Source organism: Mesorhizobium sp. M1182 (assembly GCF_040318335.1).
Classification (GTDB): domain Bacteria; phylum Pseudomonadota; class Alphaproteobacteria; order Rhizobiales; family Rhizobiaceae; genus Mesorhizobium.
This window is the reverse complement of the sequence record NZ_JAMYMD010000049.1, coordinates 22,683-39,951: the sequence shown is the minus strand read 5'-3', so window position 1 is coordinate 39,951 and position 17,269 is coordinate 22,683. Positions and strand designations below refer to the sequence as shown.

At 60.4% G+C, this 17,269-nt stretch carries 14 protein-coding genes, 1 tRNA gene and 5 pseudogenes; 15 read left to right on the top strand and 5 right to left on the bottom strand.

The genetic code is table 11. The features are described from left to right. Positions 1 to 1,268 precede the first annotated feature (1,268 nt). The 4 genes and pseudogenes from NKH33_RS31040 (at position 1,269) to NKH33_RS31025 (ending at position 5,028) form a co-directional block, all read left to right on the top strand. On the top strand, positions 1,269 to 1,511 hold the full coding sequence (locus tag NKH33_RS31040) for a hypothetical protein (RefSeq protein ID WP_352923216.1): 243 nt from the start codon (positions 1,269 to 1,271) through the stop codon (positions 1,509 to 1,511). Between the two features lie 412 nt (positions 1,512 to 1,923). After that, entirely contained in the window at positions 1,924 to 2,271 is a 348-nt protein-coding gene (locus tag NKH33_RS33360) for an IS110 family transposase (protein WP_502906783.1), read from the top strand. A 66-nt stretch (positions 2,272 to 2,337) separates the two neighbouring features. Further along, positions 2,338 to 2,929 (top strand): annotated as a pseudogene (locus NKH33_RS31030) (transposase); the annotation flags it as partial. Positions 2,930 to 3,045: 116 nt separating this feature from the next. Further along, positions 3,046 to 5,028, top strand: coding sequence for an acyltransferase family protein (locus tag NKH33_RS31025; RefSeq protein WP_352923213.1), 1,983 nt, complete (start codon positions 3,046 to 3,048; stop codon positions 5,026 to 5,028). Between the two features lie 140 nt (positions 5,029 to 5,168). Here NKH33_RS31025 and NKH33_RS31020 read toward each other — a convergent pair. Further along, positions 5,169 to 5,299: pseudogene (locus NKH33_RS31020) on the bottom strand (IS630 family transposase); the annotation flags it as partial. Between the two features lie 174 nt (positions 5,300 to 5,473). Here NKH33_RS31020 and NKH33_RS33355 point away from each other — a divergent pair. Further along, positions 5,474 to 6,200 (top strand): annotated as a pseudogene (locus NKH33_RS33355) (transposase). A gap of 9 nt (positions 6,201 to 6,209) precedes the next feature. Next, positions 6,210 to 6,371, top strand: a pseudogene (locus tag NKH33_RS33350) (transposase); the annotation flags it as partial. Between the two features lie 43 nt (positions 6,372 to 6,414). On the opposite strand, the gene NKH33_RS31005 reads toward NKH33_RS33350, so the two are convergent. Next, positions 6,415 to 6,489: transfer RNA gene (locus NKH33_RS31005), tRNA-Gln, on the bottom strand. A gap of 125 nt (positions 6,490 to 6,614) precedes the next feature. Continuing rightward, positions 6,615 to 6,949, bottom strand: a pseudogene (locus tag NKH33_RS31000) (VOC family protein). On the opposite strand from NKH33_RS31000, the gene NKH33_RS30995 reads away from it, so the two are divergent. The 7 genes from NKH33_RS30995 to NKH33_RS30965 all read left to right on the top strand — a co-directional run bounded on the left by NKH33_RS30995 (position 6,879) and on the right by NKH33_RS30965 (position 13,682). Further along, entirely contained in the window at positions 6,879 to 7,061 is a 183-nt protein-coding gene (locus NKH33_RS30995; protein WP_352923219.1) for a hypothetical protein, read from the top strand. The pseudogene NKH33_RS31000 and the gene NKH33_RS30995 overlap by 71 nt on opposite strands. Positions 7,062 to 7,168: 107 nt before the next feature. Next, positions 7,169 to 9,844: a pyruvate, phosphate dikinase gene (ppdK, locus tag NKH33_RS30990; protein ID WP_352923211.1), complete on the top strand. Its 2,676-nt coding sequence runs from the start codon at positions 7,169 to 7,171 to the stop codon at positions 9,842 to 9,844. Between the two features lie 201 nt (positions 9,845 to 10,045). Continuing rightward, entirely contained in the window at positions 10,046 to 10,231 is a 186-nt protein-coding gene (locus NKH33_RS30985) for a hypothetical protein (protein WP_352474196.1), read from the top strand. Between the two features lie 132 nt (positions 10,232 to 10,363). Continuing rightward, positions 10,364 to 10,546 carry a hypothetical protein gene (locus NKH33_RS30980; RefSeq protein ID WP_352923209.1) on the top strand — a complete coding sequence of 61 codons (183 nt, stop codon included), beginning with the start codon at positions 10,364 to 10,366 and terminating at the stop codon, positions 10,544 to 10,546. A 176-nt stretch (positions 10,547 to 10,722) separates the two neighbouring features. Continuing rightward, positions 10,723 to 10,890, top strand: coding sequence for a hypothetical protein (locus tag NKH33_RS30975; protein ID WP_352923206.1), 168 nt, complete (start codon positions 10,723 to 10,725; stop codon positions 10,888 to 10,890). Positions 10,891 to 11,699: 809 nt separating this feature from the next. Continuing rightward, positions 11,700 to 12,803: a glycosyltransferase family 9 protein gene (locus NKH33_RS30970; protein WP_352923203.1), complete on the top strand. Its 1,104-nt coding sequence runs from the start codon at positions 11,700 to 11,702 to the stop codon at positions 12,801 to 12,803. A 141-nt stretch (positions 12,804 to 12,944) separates the two neighbouring features. Beyond that, entirely contained in the window at positions 12,945 to 13,682 is a 738-nt protein-coding gene (locus NKH33_RS30965; protein ID WP_352923201.1) for a polysaccharide deacetylase family protein, read from the top strand. On the opposite strand, the gene NKH33_RS30960 is transcribed toward NKH33_RS30965, so the two are convergent. Together NKH33_RS30960 and NKH33_RS30955 are read right to left on the bottom strand one after the other, a co-directional pair. Next, the gene (locus NKH33_RS30960; protein ID WP_352923199.1) at positions 13,683 to 14,072 is read right to left on the bottom strand and encodes a DUF427 domain-containing protein; all 390 of its coding nucleotides are present in this window, start codon (positions 14,070 to 14,072) and stop codon (positions 13,683 to 13,685) included. It abuts the gene before it with no gap. Positions 14,073 to 14,196: 124 nt separating this feature from the next. Next, on the bottom strand, positions 14,197 to 14,583 hold the full coding sequence (locus tag NKH33_RS30955) for a hypothetical protein (RefSeq protein ID WP_352503741.1): 387 nt from the start codon (positions 14,581 to 14,583) through the stop codon (positions 14,197 to 14,199). 176 nt (positions 14,584 to 14,759) lie between these two features. Here NKH33_RS30955 and NKH33_RS30950 point away from each other — a divergent pair, with 176 nt between their 5' ends. Continuing rightward, on the top strand, positions 14,760 to 16,388 hold the full coding sequence (locus NKH33_RS30950; RefSeq protein WP_352923197.1) for a fatty-acid--CoA ligase: 1,629 nt from the start codon (positions 14,760 to 14,762) through the stop codon (positions 16,386 to 16,388). 83 nt (positions 16,389 to 16,471) lie between these two features. Further along, positions 16,472 to 17,257, top strand: coding sequence for a DUF1499 domain-containing protein (locus NKH33_RS30945; RefSeq protein WP_352923194.1), 786 nt, complete (start codon positions 16,472 to 16,474; stop codon positions 17,255 to 17,257). Positions 17,258 to 17,269: the final 12 nt, after the last annotated feature.

Here is a 17,269-nt window from a genome sequence, read left to right as displayed (position 1 = left end):
TAGCGCCCCGCGGATGTCTGCCTACTAGAGGGTGTATATTAGCGCCAAATCACATACCTGCAGGCTCTGATAGAATGGTTGATCGGTGGCAGGATTGTCCGAGTGCGCCGAAAAAATATACTTATGGATGGTCGGCGATGGATAGAAGGCCAAGTAATTATAGAGATGATCCACATTGTTTTTTCTGGTGATTGTTTACAGGCATTTTCCATATATCCCTTATTTTTTATAGTTCGATGGATATGTGCGCTAAAATTAGTTGGAAGATACTCTTCATTTATTCAAAATTTACTGTAGATTATACTGATTCTCAGCATATAAGCCTTGGATGTACTGACATTCAGCAGAATAGACACAAAGACACGATGTTTTGGTTTGTGAATGCATTAAGATATAAGATAGAATGCCAAGTCTAGGCCAGACAAACGCCGTTCATCCACAATATGCATTTGCCTGCCGGCCAATGGAGCCGACGTTAAGCTAAGATGCTGGCCTAACCACGTTCTCTGCCGGCGACACCAATTTGCTGTGGACAGATACTGCAGGTGCCAACCCACAACCAAGTTGTCCGCAACTGAGATTGCGACACGGGAGATTGTCACGTGTGGATTCTGTCCCTCGCCGAAAAAGGCAGGCTCTACCAGGACCGGTTGTGACTGAGATGCAGCTCAACCAGAATACCGCAATACTTGGCCGGCCACACGACAATACCCGGACCGCGGACGCGCGATATGGGACCGAGATCTGAGGGATCTCAGCAATGCCAGAGAGGTGGGTCACGTGCGAGCGTGGCTGTCGACAGACACTTGATGGGAATTCTCGCCCAGACAGCCAGGGCGACCGGGCACCAGAATGCCAACCGGGGAGATATGGATGACGCCAGGAGCAGACAGGTTCACACAATGCGGCATCGACAGAGGACGTGCAAAGCACCGTCTCCAAGGGAAGAGCGCGCGAAAGCGCGCCGAGTAAATCGATCCGATTACGATTGTTGTGGCATTTCCTGCAGGCCTTGGCGTGCACTCGAAATTGTAAGATCTCGCCCTGCAAAAAGTCATGGCGGCAACCAGCGACTGCGGTTCTACCTCGGTTCGCCGCTCGAGAGCATGTCTGCAGGAACAGCTTGGTGCCGTTTCCGAGGACGTCCCTTAAGCCGCTCGTCGAACAAGCGAATTGGCGCAGCCCATAGCTGCCAGAGCGCACGCGATGCCGACGCAGTCAGCCGCCCAATCAAGTCCATCGAGATCACGCCCTATTAACGTCGTACCTTGAAGGACTTCAATCGCGGCGCCGGCCAAAGCGAGGGAGATTATCAAACTCATTTTGCGTTCCGGCCAACCGAGGCTCCCAACAATCATCAACGCCGCGAAAGCGATACCGTGATTAAGCTTGTCATAGCGGAAGCCTATATCGAAACCAAACTCCTTGAGACGGTGAACTGGCAGAAGTGCAAGCACCAGAACGGCAATCAGAGTGCCGAAAAAACCTACTCTTTCGGCGATTGGGTGTAATCTCATTCTGCTGCAACGATGTTATTTGCGGGCTGAACGCTGTTGGGCAAAGCCGACTCCGAGATCGATACCGGCTCCTCCGTGGCGCGAGGCGAGGCGGTAGCTTGCCCGCCACGATCGCATCCGATTTGCCCAAAATCAACTGCGAAGGCGGATCGCAACGACGCGCGCGCCATCGCAGATGATGCGGGTCAACCTGTAACGCCCGGTTTCATGTGACGATGCTGACGAGCCACAAGCGGCGGGCACTCTTGATTGCCCGCAAGCTGCTGCAGGGGAAGGCGATCGCATCGAGAACGACGTCCGCGGCCTCCTGCGCAACTTCGGCCCAAGGCCGGTGTTGTGGGAACAGTGAAGTTCGAGGAGCGCATCCGCGAGAGCGTCGCAGGCATTGCCCGATCCCGAAGAGATCATGGAGCCGCTGCTTACCGCCCGGCGGAAGCTGCGCGCAGAATCTGTTCTGCAGCACAAAAAAGCGCTCACGGTCGCCAGAAATGATGCAACCTTCCGGCACTTGATGGTGGTGGCGCTCGCCTATGCCGCGACAATTGTCATCCCGCAGCGGTTCAGAAACTCCAAGGCGGCAGGGTACATCCTTGGGGCTTATGCCAAAGCGCGGCGAGTCCGGGGAAAGCAAGCACGTCTATGCGGGGACGGCATGATGCGGACGTTGCTCTATGAGGCAGCACAAAGGCTGATGACTAGCGTAGACAAATTGGTCGTGGCTCAAGGCTTGGGCGATGTCTCCAGAACATATTAGGGAGGTTGATAACGACCTGCGCTATGGCAAAGTGAAGTTGCTAAACATCTCACCCTGGAGGCAAGAATGCCCGTTGCAGCTACCCGACCCGAAGCGCCGACCGCTATCCGCACCGATCTTGGCGCAATCTTCGTCTCGTCGGAACTCAGTCTCTCAAAATGGTGGATCACCTCGCTGTCGCCAGGCGCCGGCGAGAAGATGTCGAAGCATATGGTGGCGGCCAGCGAGATCGCCGGTATGCTGGCGCGGTTTGCCGAGCTCAACAGGAAGGCAGAGGCACGGACCGGGCGGAGCTTTCCGATTTTCGTGATCCAGGAGGCCGGGCTCGACGGCTTTCTGGATCCATCGCGTGCTACAGGCCGAGGGGATCGAAAGCCACGTCGTCGATCCGACGTCGATTGCGACCTCGCGCCGGCGGCGCCGGGCAAAGACCGACAAGTTCGACGGGGAGGCGCTGGTTCGGGCATTGCAGGCCTATAAGCGGGGCGAATCGCGGGTGTGCGCGATGCTCCGGGTGCCGATTCCCGACGAAGAGGACCGCCTCTCGCGTGAGCGCAAGGCGTTTGGGAACGAGCGAGTGCGATACGTCAACCACAGCAAAGGGCTGCCATTTGGCCAAGGCGTATCCGGCTACGAGCCGCTGCGGCGACATGACCGTGCGGCAGCGAGCGGACGATGCTGACCTCGCTTGACTCTGGATGTCGTTACGGTGAGATGGCTCCGGCATCGGGAGCCTGACATTGCCAGGCCGTGTGGCGAAGGTGACCTCTGGTAATGGCAGATCGGGCTGATTTTCGGGAAGACATCAATGCCTTGCGAGCCATCGCCGTTCTCAGCGTGATGCTTTTCCATTTCCAAGTGCCGGGGTTTTCCGGCGGTTTTTCTGGCGTCGACATTTTTTTCGTTATTTCCGGCTATCTGATGACAAGCATTATTTTCCGGCGCGTCGAAAACGGACGCTTCTCACTGCTCGGGTTCTACGTCGATCGGGCGCGTCGGATCGTGCCGGCACTCGCGATGCTTTGTGTCACATTGATTGTTGTCGGATGGTTCATATTGGTCCCATCCGAATTTCAATTGCTCGGCAAGCATACGGCCGGCGCGATGACCTTCGTCTCGAATTTTTTCTTCTGGAGTGAGGCTGGCTATTTCGATCGCAGCGCGCGAGCCAAGTGGCTGCTACATACTTGGTCCTTGTCAGTCGAGTGGCAGTTCTACATCCTCTATCCGGTGATCGTGATAGCAGCGTCGCGCTTGTTGCAACAACGCGTGGTGGCAATCCTCGTCATAGCCGTCGCGATAGCGTCCTATGCTCTCTCGGTGCGGCTTACTCATACGGCACCCACAGCCGACTTTTACCTTCTACCGCCGCGTGCATGGGAAATGCTGGCGGGCGGCGTTGTCTGTCTCTTTCCGATTGACCGCTATCTGCGCGGCATAACGCCGCGCGCGATCGAGCTGGCGGGGCTCGCGCTTATTCTTACCACGGTGTTCTTCTTCGCTGAAAGCGTAAAATGGCCTGGCTGGCGCGCAATCGTGCCCGTCCTTGGCACGATGCTCACGATCTGGGCGCGGCGAAACGACTCGGGTCTTATCTGCAACCGTATGACGACATGGATCGGCCTCAGGTCATATTCGATATATTTATGGCATTGGCCGATCGTCGTGGCGCTCAACTATTTCAATATGGCGCATGACGCAGTCTGGATCGGGGCTGGCATTGCGGCTACTTTTGGGGTCGGCCATTTGTCGTACCGGCTGGTCGAATTGCCGAGTCAACGGCTGCTCCGAGCGCTCGACGGGTCAGGCTTCATCCCCAAGCTGACCGAATTATTAGTACCGGCCGTGGTGCCTGTCGTGATCATATGCGCGAGCGCAGGGATCTGGAGCGCGCGCGGTATGCCACAACGGTTCGGTCCCGCCGTTCGTATGGCCGCTGCAGCCGCGGCTGACAGGAACCCATATATAAAAGACTGTTTTCCGCACACGGGTGAGCCGCTGCCGGCCTGCATCATTGGCGGCAGCGGCACCGGCATCGCGGTCGAAATGATCGGCGACAGCCATGCTGTGTCGGTCGAGACCGCACTGGCCGACGCCATCCCGAACGGCTGGGGCAAGGTCCGCTTTAGCGCCTATGCGGCTTGCCCAACGATCCGCACGGCGACATCGACCCTCCCCGACAGCCAGTGCTTCGCGTTTAACCAGCGCTTCCTCACCGCGCTCATCGACGGTCCACCAAGCGCGACGCCAGTCGTGATCGTCAACTACTGGCACGCCTATCTCGAGACCAAACCAGTCGTGTTCGTCGCCGACACGCACAAACCGGATGGTCCGGTGCTGCCCTTCACTGCGCAGCAATTCGAGACGGGGCTCACCGACACCATTTGCGCGATCGCGGCGAAGCGGCCCGTCTATCTAACGCTTCCCTTCCCCGACTTTCCGGCCCGACTGCCAGAGACCGTCGCGCGGGCGCTGATTGGCGATCTCCATTCGCCTGACGTCACTCAACCACTAGCTGACGTCCGTGCGCGCCATGCGGAGGCAACCGCGATCCTGCAGCGCGTCGCCACACGCTGCGGCGCACATCTCCTCGATCCGTTGCCAGCTCTCTGCCCGGGGGGCCAATGTCTTGGTTCGGTAGATCACCGCCCCCTCTATCTTGACGATAACCACCTCAACGAATACGGCAATCGCCGCCTAGTGCCGATGTTTGCCGCGGTGTTCGCTGTTGCTGAAAGTTCAATCAAAGTAAAATAGCGTCAATTCGAGCTTTTTTCAGTTCAAGAGGCTGTCTCGACAGATTAGGAGCCTTTCACGTTTTGACGGAAGCGTATCCGACGTTTGCGAAAGTAGTTCTTGCATTCACCTAGTGCGATGGTGGCGACGAGATGGTCGATGTGACGCTGCGACCACTTCACACCGACGAAACTGCAACTCCAAACCGCGACGCCACTGCGCGACAGCTCTCGCCGGCGCCCACTGCTTCAAGAACACGCTCACGAAGATCGTTCGAAAGTGCTCGTGTCATCAGATGCTGGCCTCAGCTCAGCCAGCATCTTGAACCACAAATCCCAAAGACTGGGGATCCTGGTCGATTCAATCAATCAGTGAGCCGCTCTAGAGCGTCGGACGTTCAGTTTGAGTCGCGAGGGATCCAGTGAGGCCTGGTTCATGATTCACTTCCTGTAGGAGGTGATTTGCCATGCCCAAACCCTATTCGCTCGATTTGCGTGAACGTGTTGTGCGGTTTGTCGAGGCTGGTCACTCGCGGCGTGCGGCGGCGGCACATTTGGGGAGTCGGTTTCGTTTGTCGTGATCCTGATGAGGAACTATCGAAAGACCGAGAGCCTGGCGCCGAAGGCCAGCGGTGGCCGCCGCCATTCCAAGCTCGACCCGCATCGTGCGTTCCTGCTTGGCCGTGTGGCCGAGAAGGATGACATCACCATGCCGGAGCTTGCCGCCGAGCTGGCCGCTGCTACAGACGTCCAGGTCGCACCTGCCTCGATCTCGCGCTGGCTCATCAGGAATGGCTATCGCTTCAAAAAAAAGCTGCTGGCCAGCGAGCAAGATCGTCCCGACGTCGGCATGGCGCGGTTCGAAACCTATGTCGAAACGCGGCTCGCTCCTACGCTGGCAAAGGGCGATGTCGTCATCCTCGACAATCTCGCTGCGCACAAGAGCCCGGCCGCCGAGACAGCGATCCGGGCCAGAGGCGCACGGCTGCTCTTCCTGCCGCCCTACAGCCCAGATCTCAACCCATCGACATGGCATTCGCCAGGCTCACATTCGCCAAGCTCAAGGCGCACCTCCGCGCAAAGGCCATCAGAACCATCGACGCCCTGTGGCAGGCCATTGGCGATATCTGCAATGTCTTCTCTCCAACAGAATGCAGAAATTACTTCGCAGCCGCAGGGTATGGACTCACATGAAAGTCCGCCGCGACCGTGCTCGCCGGTCAGAGGCTGGGAATCAAGGAGATCGACGACGGCATTTGGCTCGTCAGCTTCATGCATTACGATCTCGGGTATATCGACTTGGAACAGAGGACCTTGCAGACCATCGACAACCCGTTCGGCACGAGGTTGTCACCCATGTCTTAAGTACAATCTGTTACCCATGTCTCCGGGTTGGACACTAGGGCGATGGCTGGGGCGCCAGGATTCGAACCTGGGAATGTCGGTACCAAAAACCGATGCCTTACCACTTGGCTACGCCCCAACAGCCGGAGCGTGCCCGCTGTGCGCGCGGCCTTATAGGACGAACTGCGAGAAAGCTCAATGCCGACATATCGACTATGCGCGACCGACCCGCCACCAGTTTTGCAATCGTCACTTTGAACGGACCTATTCACCCCACACCGCCATTTCATTGCCGGCCCGATCGACGCAATGGAACCGCCTGCCGCCGGGGAATGAAAAGATCGCTTGACGACGGTGCCGCCGGCACTCTCGACGGCGCTCAATGTTTCCTCCAGCCTTTCGGAATGGACAGGAAAACGCCGGGGAAAACCACCCCCGACGTATAGAGCGGCCGGCGCATCTCGGCCATCCGCCTGAAAACCGCCGTCCAGCCCTTCGGCAAAAGCTGAATAGGTCGGTCCGTAATCGGTGAACGACCATGAGAAGGCCGCACTGTGGAAAGCCTTCACCGTGTCCAGCTTTCCGCCTGTCGCTGGCATTTCCAGACAATCGAGCTTTCCGGTCTCTCTCATCGCTCTGCTGTTTGTTCTCGATATGTTCTACAACAAAGCTTTCCAAAAAGCAAGTCTTTTCGGCGCAGCTTTTCCTTAATCGATTGTAGAGGCTGGCCGGCTTGGTCGATGCCTTGCCTTTCGCACTGCAGCATCATATCGCTCGATTTGCCAACCTTTCCAATCTCCTGCAACCGGGGAGCAAGCATGACCAAGTGGGTGTACACCTTTGGCGACGGCGCCGCGGAAGGCCGTGCTGGCGACCGCAATCTGCTCGGCGGCAAGGGCGCCAACCTTGCCGAAATGTGCAGCCTGGGCCTGCCGGTGCCGCCGGGCTTCACCATCACCACCGAGGTCTGCAACGCCTATTACGCCAACGGCCACACGTACCCGACTTCCCTGGTGCCGGATGTTGCGACCGCGCTCGACCATATCGGCCGGCTGACCGGGCGCCGTTTCGGCGATCCGTCGAAACTGCTTTTGGTGTCGGTGCGCTCCGGTGCCCGCGCTTCCATGCCCGGCATGATGGACACCGTGCTCAATCTCGGCCTCAACGACGAGACGGTCGAAGCCTTGGCCGCCGATTCAGGCGACGCGCGTTTTGCCTATGACAGCTATCGCCGTTTTATCCAGATGTATTCCGATGTCGTCATGGGCCTCGACCATGAGGTGTTCGAGGAAATCCTCGAGGACCAGAAAGGCGGCCTCGGCCATGAGCTCGACACCGAGCTGACGGCGATCGAATGGCAAGGCGTGATCGCCCTTTACAAGGCCAAGGTCGAGGAGGAGCTCGGCAAGCCGTTTCCGCAGGATCCGAGCGAGCAACTCTGGGGCGCCATCGGCGCGGTGTTTTCCAGTTGGATGAACAACCGCGCCATCACCTACCGGCGCCTGCACGACATTCCCGAAAGCTGGGGCACGGCGGTCAACGTCCAGGCCATGGTCTTCGGCAACATGGGCGACACCTCGGCCACCGGCGTTGCCTTCACCCGCAATCCGTCGACCGGCGAAAAGCAGCTCTACGGCGAGTTCCTGGTCAATGCACAGGGCGAGGATGTCGTTGCCGGCATCCGCACCCCGCAGAACATAACCGAGGCGGCGCGTATTGCCGCCGGCTCCGACAAGCCGTCGCTGCAGAAACTGATGCCGGACGCCTTCCGGGCTTTCGTCAGTATCTCCGACCGCCTGGAAAAACATTACCGCGACATGCAGGATCTCGAATTCACCATCGAGCGTGGCAAATTGTGGATGCTGCAGACCAGGTCCGGCAAGCGCACCGCCAAGGCGGCGCTGAAGATTGCCGTCGACATGGCCAGGGATGGACTGATTTCGAAGGAAGAGGCCGTCGCCCGCATTGATCCGGGCTCGCTCGACCAGTTGCTGCATCCGACAATCGATCCAAAAGCGGCGCGCGACATTATCGGCGTCGGCCTGCCGGCCTCGCCGGGTGCTGCCACCGGCGAAATCGTGTTTTCCTCGAACGACGCCGAGGAGGCCAAGACACAAGGCCGAAAGGCGATCCTGGTGCGCATCGAGACCAGCCCCGAAGACATCCACGGCATGCATGCGGCCGAAGGCATCCTGACGACGCGCGGCGGCATGACCAGCCACGCCGCCGTTGTTGCGCGGGGCATGGGCAAGCCTTGCGTCTCAGGAGCCGGCTCGCTGCGCGTCGACTACAAAGCCGGCACGCTGATGGCGATGGGAGCGACCTTCCGCAAGGGCGACATCATAACCATCGACGGCTCCAACGGCCAGGTGCTGAAGGGCGCCGTGCCGATGCTCCAGCCGGAACTCTCGGGCGATTTCGCCGCCATCATGGAATGGGCCGACGGCGCGCGCCGCATGAAGGTGCGCACCAATGCCGAGACGCCGCTCGATGCGCGCATGGCGCGCTCCTTCGGCGCCGAAGGCATCGGGCTTTGCCGCACCGAACACATGTTCTTCGACGGCGACCGCATCGTCGCCATGCGCGAGATGATCCTGGCCGATACCGAAAAGGACCGACGAACGGCGCTGGCCAAACTGTTGCCGATGCAGCGCTCGGATTTCCTCGAACTGTTCGAGATCATGGCCGGGCTGCCGGTGACGATCCGTCTGCTCGATCCGCCGCTGCACGAATTCCTGCCCAAGACCGAGGAGGAGGTGGCCGAGGTCGCCGCCGCCATGAACGTGTCCCCGGACAAGCTCCGGCGGCGCACCGACGCGTTGCACGAGTTCAATCCGATGCTCGGCCATCGCGGCTGCCGGCTTGCCGTCTCATATCCCGAAATCGCCGAGATGCAGGCACGAGCCATCTTCGAGGCGGCCGTCGAGGCCGGCAGGGAGGCCGGCGCGCTGGTGGTGCCGGAGATCATGGTGCCGCTGGTCGGGCTGGTGAAGGAGCTCGACTTCGTCAAGGCGCGCATCGACGCCGTCGCCAAAAGCGTGATGGAGGAGACTGGTGTCAGGATCGATTATCTGACCGGCACGATGATCGAACTGCCGCGCGCGGCGATCCGCGCGCACGTCATCGCCGAGGCGGCCGAATTCTTCTCCTTCGGCACCAACGACTTGACCCAGACGACCTTCGGCATCTCGCGCGACGACGCGGCCTCATTCCTCGAGACCTATCGGAAAAAAGGCATTATCGAGCAGGATCCGTTCGTGTCGCTTGACATAGACGGTGTCGGCGAGCTGGTGCGGATGGCGGCAGAGAAGGGCAGGGCGACGCGGCCCGACATCAAGCTCGGCATCTGCGGCGAGCATGGAGGCGATCCGGCATCGATCCATTTCTGTGAGAAGGTCGGCCTCGACTATGTGTCATGCTCGCCTTACCGGGTGCCAATTGCCAGGCTGGCTGCCGCGCAGGCGGCGGTACTGGCTGCGAAAGCCGAGGTGTGAATAGATCCGATCTAAGGGACGTCGGACAGGTACACAGGGCGATCGACGGAATACACGCCGCATGGCGCTAGGCTTGGCGTATCGCGACCCTTTGGGTGCCCGGCATGCATCTTAGCAGCACTGCCCAACGGATTCTTCTGCGCCGCAAGGGCAGGTTGATGTTTTCGACCTGCCGTGTGAAATGGCCGCGGGATGGTGCACATGTCTGATGATGAACAAACCGCTGCGGCACGCTGGTCGGTGAAGTCCGAGCTCCGCGCCGTCGCTCGCGACAAGCCGTTGCTCGCGGTGCTGGCGGCGATCCTCTGCCTCTATTGTGCGTTTATCGCCGGACCGATCGTCTATGCGGTGCTGGCCATCAACGGCATTGCGGATTTCTTCAAATGAAGCCGGTTCCGGCGATATCGCTGCGGTCCGGCGCGCTGCGTTTTCGGCCCCGAAATTGCTTGGCCTGGATGAAATTGCCTAGCCTGGATGAAACTGTTCCCGTCTACGTTCGTAGCTTTAGCGGGAGGACACGTGACGATAAGAATCAGGCTTCCGGGCGGCACCTTGAAGATCAAGAAAAGGAACGAGCTGCGGCGCCGCGAGCAGAACCGCGAGGTACCGGTTTGGCAGGTCGGCAATTACTTCGTCATCTGGTGGCCGAGCGGCGTGTCCGATCGCCCATCCTCGCCCAAAAAATCCTCGCCCAGGAAATAGCCCGCGCACCAGACGATGCCGACTGGGCATGCCGCCGCCTCGATGATCAGGAACCGCCGTGCGCGCCAAAACTTCCGAGACCGCTCGACAAATCCCAGAAATAGTCGGCGGGCAGGCATTGACTCTTCCGCAGCGGAAGGCGATGCTGCATTGCACAATTTGGGGCGGCGGAAGCGATGGCAGTGCGTATCAGAATGCCGGGCGGCACGCTGAAGGTGAAGGTGTACCGCGAATTGCGCGCCCGCGAGCGCGCCCGCCGCATACCCGTCTTCAAGATCGGCCGGATCTATTTTACCTGGTGGTCGAACCGCCAGCGTCTCCTCAGCGATCAGCCGCTGGGCTGATACCATACTCCCGCCCAGCCAAAGCATTGACGGCCCCAGCCAGGCCTCGGCTCCGGCCTCCTGCAAAATCGCCCCAAAAAAGTCGATGATAAGCGGTCGACTCTTCCGTGACGGAAGATCTCCACTTACCGCATTGCACACATTACCGCATTGCACACTATTGCTGCATGGCACAACGGGAGATGTGCGTACCAGGTTGCCGGGCGGCACTCTGAAGATGAAGAGCCTATCGTGAGTTGCGGGCCCGGGAACGCGACCGCCGCGTGCTTGTGATGAAGATGGGCTCGCTGTATTTTTGTCTGGTCGAAGTCTCAAACTCCTCAGGAAAAGCCTCACGACAGCCCTCGGTAAGCCCAGCACGCCTTGCACCATCATCAGTGTTCGCGCGGAGTGCAAACGAGGCGGTGACGAGCCACAGTTTGGGGTGGCAATAGCTGTCGTGAAGTCGGGGCGAGTCATCTTGCACTGTGTCGTCTGACGGCTGGAGGTCAACCCGTTATTGGCGCATTGCGCGAGCCCTTTCACGCACGGCTAAGGCCGTGGAGCACGCACTGTGACTTGGCGCCTTGACAGAGATTTTAAGATCGCCGCTTCGACTTTGGTCTGGTCAATCTGGAACGGATAGATGCGCCGTGCAAGCAACGATGCAGGCTGCAAAGAACGGCCGCGGATAAGAGTTGGAGTCCACCGGCATCTGACCTTACCGATTTGTAACCGAATTCACGCGAACGTGCGTCTGTCGGCTCCAAATCCCGACATCGTTTCTGCCCAGTTTCCGGCCCCCGAACCCGCCCCGGTGCCAGAAACAGATGTTGCAGAACCCGCCCACGCACGTCCGCTCGATTCTCATCCTCCAGACGAAATTCATCGGCGATCTTGTCCTCGCTTCCGCGCTCGTCAGAAACCTGCGCCTCCAATATCCAAAGGCCAGGATCGTGTTCCTTTGCGAGGCGAACTTTGCCACTTTCCTGTTGGCTCATGGCATCGCCTCGGACGTGGTGGCGTTCCGACGCGTACGGATGCGTGGCACCCCTGTGCAGCGTGGTCGCGAGCTTTACGCGATGGTGCGCGCTCTGCGCCGGTTCCGGTTTGACCTGACCATCGACCTGGCCGATTCCAAAACCTCACGCATCATTGTCAGGCTCGTCAACGCCAAGACCCGCGTCGGATATGATCCTCCCGAAAAACCGTTGCGCTGGCTGGAACGCCAGCCCGCCAACGTCCTGGCCAAGCCGTTTGGCTTTGGTGGCCAGCATTATCTCTACCGCTATCTTTCGCCGCTTGAGGCGCTTGGCGTGGAGTTGCGTGCGCCGGTCCCGATGATTGAGCCGCTGCCGCTGGAGACCGCCAGGGCATTGGCGCTTCTCGACCGGCATCATCTCCGGCGTAACGCCTTCATAGCCGTTCATGCAGGAGCGAGCTTCCGGGGGCGGCAATGGCAGCCGGAACGTTTTGCGCTGGCCATCGACGAGATCTCGCGGCAGACCGGGTTGGACTTCCTGCTTGTCGGCGGCCCCGATGAACGGGCATCTGCCGAGCGCATCGTGGCCAAGGCCGCTTCGCCGGTCGTCAACGTGGTCGGGGCGCTGTCGCTGGCAACGCTGCTGGCGGTCCTCGGCCAGGCACGCCTGTTTCTGGGGAACGAGAGTGGCCCGATGCACATGGCCGCCGCCGCCGGAACGCCGGTTGTCGGCCTGTTCGGCCTGACCGACCCGGCCGTCTGGGGACCTGTCGGCGTGGCCAGTGTTACGCCGCGGCCCTCCATGCCTTGCGAGTGCATAGCCAGGGACCTGTGCCGCCGACCCGATCCGAGCAAGGCTTGCTGCGTCTGGCGACTTGAGGTCAAAGCGGTGGTCGACGCGGTGCTCGCAATCCTTTCACGTAAGGTTAAGGACGTGGAGCACGCATTGTGACCTCGCGCTTGCCAAAGGTCAGGCCGGCGGTCAAATTGCCGCTGCCGACGCTTTTGCAGGGGCATCGTCCCGATTTCCGCCTTGATGCCGGTCTTGGGGTCGCCGCTTCAACTTTGATCCGGCCGACCTGGAAATAAATCGATGCGCCTGTTCCAAAAGTATTTTTGCGCCGTTGCGATATCGCTGTGGGCTGTCTCTCCTGGCAACGCCCAGTTGCTCGTCGCACCGACGCTGCACATCAAGGCCGAGGCGGGCGGCGGCCGCGTCGCGCTGACGCTCGATGCGTGCGGCGGAAGGACCGACACACGGATTCTCTCGGCGCTGGTGCAAAACAAGATTCCTGCCACCATTTTCGTCACCGGCATCTGGCTGAAGCACAACGCCGCCGCCGTCGAGATCATGCGGGCGCATCCCGAACTGTTTGAACTGGAAAACCATGGCGGCCGCCATGTCCCGGCTGTCGACACGCCGCAAAAGATCTACGGCATTCGCAGTGCCGGCAGCCCGGAGGCCGTGCTGGCCGAGGTCGAATCGGGTGCTGCCGCTCTTGCCGTGACCGGCGAACCGGCGCCGAAATGGTTTCGCGGCGCAACCGCCGAATACAGCCCGTCGGCGATCGCGATGATACGCAAGCTTGGTTTCAAGATCGCCGGATTCTCAATCAACGGCGATGGCGGCTCATTGCTCGGCGCAAAAGAGACCGCCCGGCGCATTGCCGCGGCGAAGGACGGCGACGTCATCATCGCTCACATCAACCAGCCGACCCATGCGGCCGGTGAAGGCGTGGTGCAGGGACTTCTGGCGCTGAAGGCCAAGGGCCTCACCTTCGTGCGTCTCGACGATGCCGACGGCATCGGCGATGAAGGCACCACCGACTGATCAGTCGGGCGTGGCCTCGATGGTCACCTTGTTCGGGTAGAACGCGCCGTGATCGCGAATGTCTGCCATCTCGTCGAACGGCCGCTCATAGGCCCACATCGCATCCTCGCCGGCATCGCCGGTGGGCAGCACGCTCCAATAGCTGGCATCGCCCTTGTAGGGGCAATGGGTCGAGTGTTCGGTCTTGCCAAGCTGTTTGAAGTCGATGTCGCCGAACGGAATGTAGAAAACAGGCGGATAGGGCGGTTCGGTCAGCACCTTGACCTTGCTGGATGAGGCGATAACGGTATCGCCGGCGCGCACCGTTACGGTGCCCTTATAAGGCTCGATCGTGATGACCTTGCCCGGATTCTGCTGAAAGCCGGGTGACGGGTTTGCGATCTGGTCCATATCGGATCTCCTTGCCTCTACCCCAAGATGTGTTTGGCAAGCGCGTCGCGCAAGACCTGCCAGCCACCGGCGGGCATCGCCCGCGGAGGCAGTCTTGCGCTTTCCTCCGGTATCGCGCCTAAAATCAGGCGGCGGCCTGGAAAGCGTCCATCAGCCCGGCATAGGCGGCGGCAATCCCGGCCACCGGATTGGTGCTTTTCGAGGTGGTCTCGACCTTCAAAGCACCACCGTTGGTCGGCAAGGTGAGCAGCAGGAACTGGCGATTGCCGCCATCGCCGACCGATGCGGCGGCGACGTGCTGGGCTTCGCCCTCGTTCTCGACGCACATCTTGAACAAGAGCGTGCCGCCGACAGCTTCGAGGGCGCCGCCGACGACCTCGACGAATTCATCTTCGGAAACGGTTTTGGCGTCAGGCACCAGATCGGCCTGCGCTACATCGGCGGCCACCAGATCGGCCAGGCTTTCGGCAAGCGTATTTTCCAAGGCTTTGTCGTCGAGCTGCGCGTCCATGCGAACCTCTTTCATTCGCCAATCGCGCCCCGCCGTTAATCAACGTTAACGCCGAGCATGGCCGGATTGTGGCGAATTCGGCCTCAATTGGCTCCATGCCCCGCTCCAGCCCGATCCTGGCTGGACAATCGGCCGGTTCGTCCCACAATGGCGCAAAAAATAACGGGAGGAACAAAATGCTCGGGCTCATGCAGGAATGGCCGCTGCTTTGTCACAAGCTGATCGACAACGCCGAGAGGCAGCACGGTAGCCGCGAGATCGTGTCGCGTTCGATCGAGGGGCCGATCGTGCGCAGCACATATGCCGAAATCCATGATCGTGCCCTGAAGGTCGCCGAGCGGCTCGAGCGTGACGGTTTCGGGCTTGGCGACCGCATCGCGACCCTGGCCTGGAACACCGCGCGCCATATCGAGGCCTGGTACGGCATCATGGGTGTCGGCGCCATCTATCACACGCTCAACCCGCGGCTTTTTCCCGAGCAGATCACCTGGATCATGAACAATGCCGGGGACAAGGCGATCTTCGTCGACCTGACCTTCCTGCCTCTGCTCGAAAAGATCGCCGGCGCGGTCAAGTCGCTGAAGCAGGTTATCGTGCTGACTGACAACGCGCATATGCCGGAGACTGCGCTGCCCAATGTGGTTGCGTACGAAGAATGGCTTGCTGAAGCCGACGGCAACTTCGCCTGGAAGACTTTCGACGAAAACACCGCCGCCGGCATGTGCTACACCTCGGGCACCACGGGCGACCCGAAAGGCGTCCTCTACAGCCATCGGTCGAACGTGCTGCACGCCATGATCGAAGCGATGCCCGACGCCATGGGCCTGTCGTCGCGCGATACCGTATTGCCGGTCGTGCCGATGTTTCACGCCAACGCCTGGGGCCTTGCCCAGAGCGCGCCGATGATTGGCGCCAAGCTGGTCATGCCCGGCTGCAAGATGGATGGCGCTTCGATCTACGAGCTGCTCGACACCGAGAAGGTGACCTTCAGCGCCGCCGTGCCGACGGTGTGGATGATGCTCCTCCAGCATCTGGAAGAAACCGGCAGGAAACTGCCCTATCTGCAGAAAGTCGTCATCGGAGGCGCGTCCTGTCCACGCGCGATCACGACGAAGTTCCAGGACAATTACGATGTCCAGGTCGTCCACGCCTGGGGCATGACCGAGATGTCGCCGCTCGGCACGCTGTGCACCCTGAAGCCGGACTATGCCGGGCTGAAGGGTGAGGCTCGCCTCGCCGTCCAGCAGAAGCAGGGCTTTACGCCGTTCGGCATCGAAATGAAGATAACGGATGACGACGATAACGAGCTGCCATGGGACGGCAAGACCTTCGGCCGACTCAAAGTCCGCGGGCCGGCCGTCGCGCGCGCCTATTATGGCGGCATCGGATCCGAACAGTTCGATGAAGACGGCTGGTTCGATACCGGTGATATCGCGCATATCGACCCCGGCGGCTACATGCAGATCACCGATCGCGCCAAGGACGTGATCAAGTCGGGCGGCGAATGGATCTCGACCATCGAGCTCGAGAACCTTGCTGTCGGCCATCCGGACGTGGCGGAGGCCGCCGCCATCGGCATTCCGCATTCGAAATGGGGCGAGCGGCCTTTGCTCGTGGTCGTGCGCAAGCCGGGCAGGGAGCCGTCCAAGACGGACATCCTCGCTTTCATGGACGGCAAGGTGGCGAAGTGGTGGATGCCGGACGACGTCGCTTTTGTCAGCGAAATCCCGCACACCGCTGCCGGCAAGATCCAGAAGATTACCTTGCGACAGCAGTTTCGGGATTATCACCTGCCGACGGATTGACCGGAGATGCGGCGTCTTTGCGCCTTCAAGCCGGCGCTGAAAGGCACTATGCCTGTGTTCGGGTTGGGGCAGCGCGGAAAGCAATGACGGGAATTCCCGAGCGACAGACATCGAGGGCTGCCGGTTGGTCGCGGCGCGCCGGCGCCTTTTCGGCGGTCCTGCTGCTGACGGTACTCATCGGCCACCGATATGATCTCGTCGAGACGTCGGCATTCCTGTGGGTGCTCGCCATTGTCGCCTTGCTGGCCGCGTTTGCGCTTCTGTTCGCCGGGTTTGCCTTTGCGCGATTGTGGAATTTCGGTGATCGCGGCGGCCATGACCTGACCGTCGGCGCCTTGCTGGCGGTTCTGGTGCTCATCCCTTACGGCGTCGCGGCCTATTGGGTGGCCACCTATCCGCCACTACGCGACATCTCGACGGATCTGGACGACCCACCGGTGCTCGATATTTCCACCCGGACGAAGGATATGAACGAGCTTTTGCCGCCGACACCCGGCGAGCAGCGCCTGCAAATCGAAGCTTATCCGCTTGTTACCGGACGCAGCTACACCTTGCCTTTCGACCGCGTTCTGGAGGCGGTCAAAACGGTGCTCGATCGGCGCGGCTGGCAGCTCACGGCGCCGTTTCCAGACGCAGCAGGGCAAAGCGACGTGACGGTCGATGCGCTGGCCAAGGGCTTGCTGCTTGGTCTTCCCGCCGATGTTGCCATCCGCGTGACCGACGACGGCGATGCGGTCATCGTCGATATGCGCTCGGCCTCGCGTTACGGCCGCTACGACCTTGGCGACAATGCAGCGCGCATCACCGATTTCCTTTCCGAACTCGACCAGGAAGTCGCCGGCCAGGTGGGCGTGGCGCCGGCGGAATGATATCCGAAGTGT

Bases quoted from the DNA above. Each gene is read 5' to 3' on its own strand.
- NKH33_RS33360 (WP_502906783.1), top strand. From the start codon at position 1,924: ATGGAGCCGCTGCTTACCGCCCGGCGGAAGCTGCGCGCAGAATCTGTT.
- NKH33_RS31025 (WP_352923213.1), top strand. From the start codon at position 3,046: ATGGCAGATCGGGCTGATTTTCGGGAAGACATCAATGCCTTGCGAGCC.
- ppdK (WP_352923211.1), top strand. From the start codon at position 7,169: ATGACCAAGTGGGTGTACACCTTTGGCGACGGCGCCGCGGAAGGCCGT.
- NKH33_RS30985 (WP_352474196.1), top strand. From the start codon at position 10,046: ATGTCTGATGATGAACAAACCGCTGCGGCACGCTGGTCGGTGAAGTCC.
- NKH33_RS30975 (WP_352923206.1), top strand. From the start codon at position 10,723: ATGGCAGTGCGTATCAGAATGCCGGGCGGCACGCTGAAGGTGAAGGTG.
- NKH33_RS30970 (WP_352923203.1), top strand. From the start codon at position 11,700: ATGTTGCAGAACCCGCCCACGCACGTCCGCTCGATTCTCATCCTCCAG.
- NKH33_RS30965 (WP_352923201.1), top strand. From the start codon at position 12,945: ATGCGCCTGTTCCAAAAGTATTTTTGCGCCGTTGCGATATCGCTGTGG.
- NKH33_RS30960 (WP_352923199.1), bottom strand. From the start codon at position 14,072: ATGGACCAGATCGCAAACCCGTCACCCGGCTTTCAGCAGAATCCGGGC.
- NKH33_RS30955 (WP_352503741.1), bottom strand. From the start codon at position 14,583: ATGGACGCGCAGCTCGACGACAAAGCCTTGGAAAATACGCTTGCCGAA.
- NKH33_RS30950 (WP_352923197.1), top strand. From the start codon at position 14,760: ATGCTCGGGCTCATGCAGGAATGGCCGCTGCTTTGTCACAAGCTGATC.
- NKH33_RS30945 (WP_352923194.1), top strand. From the start codon at position 16,472: ATGACGGGAATTCCCGAGCGACAGACATCGAGGGCTGCCGGTTGGTCG.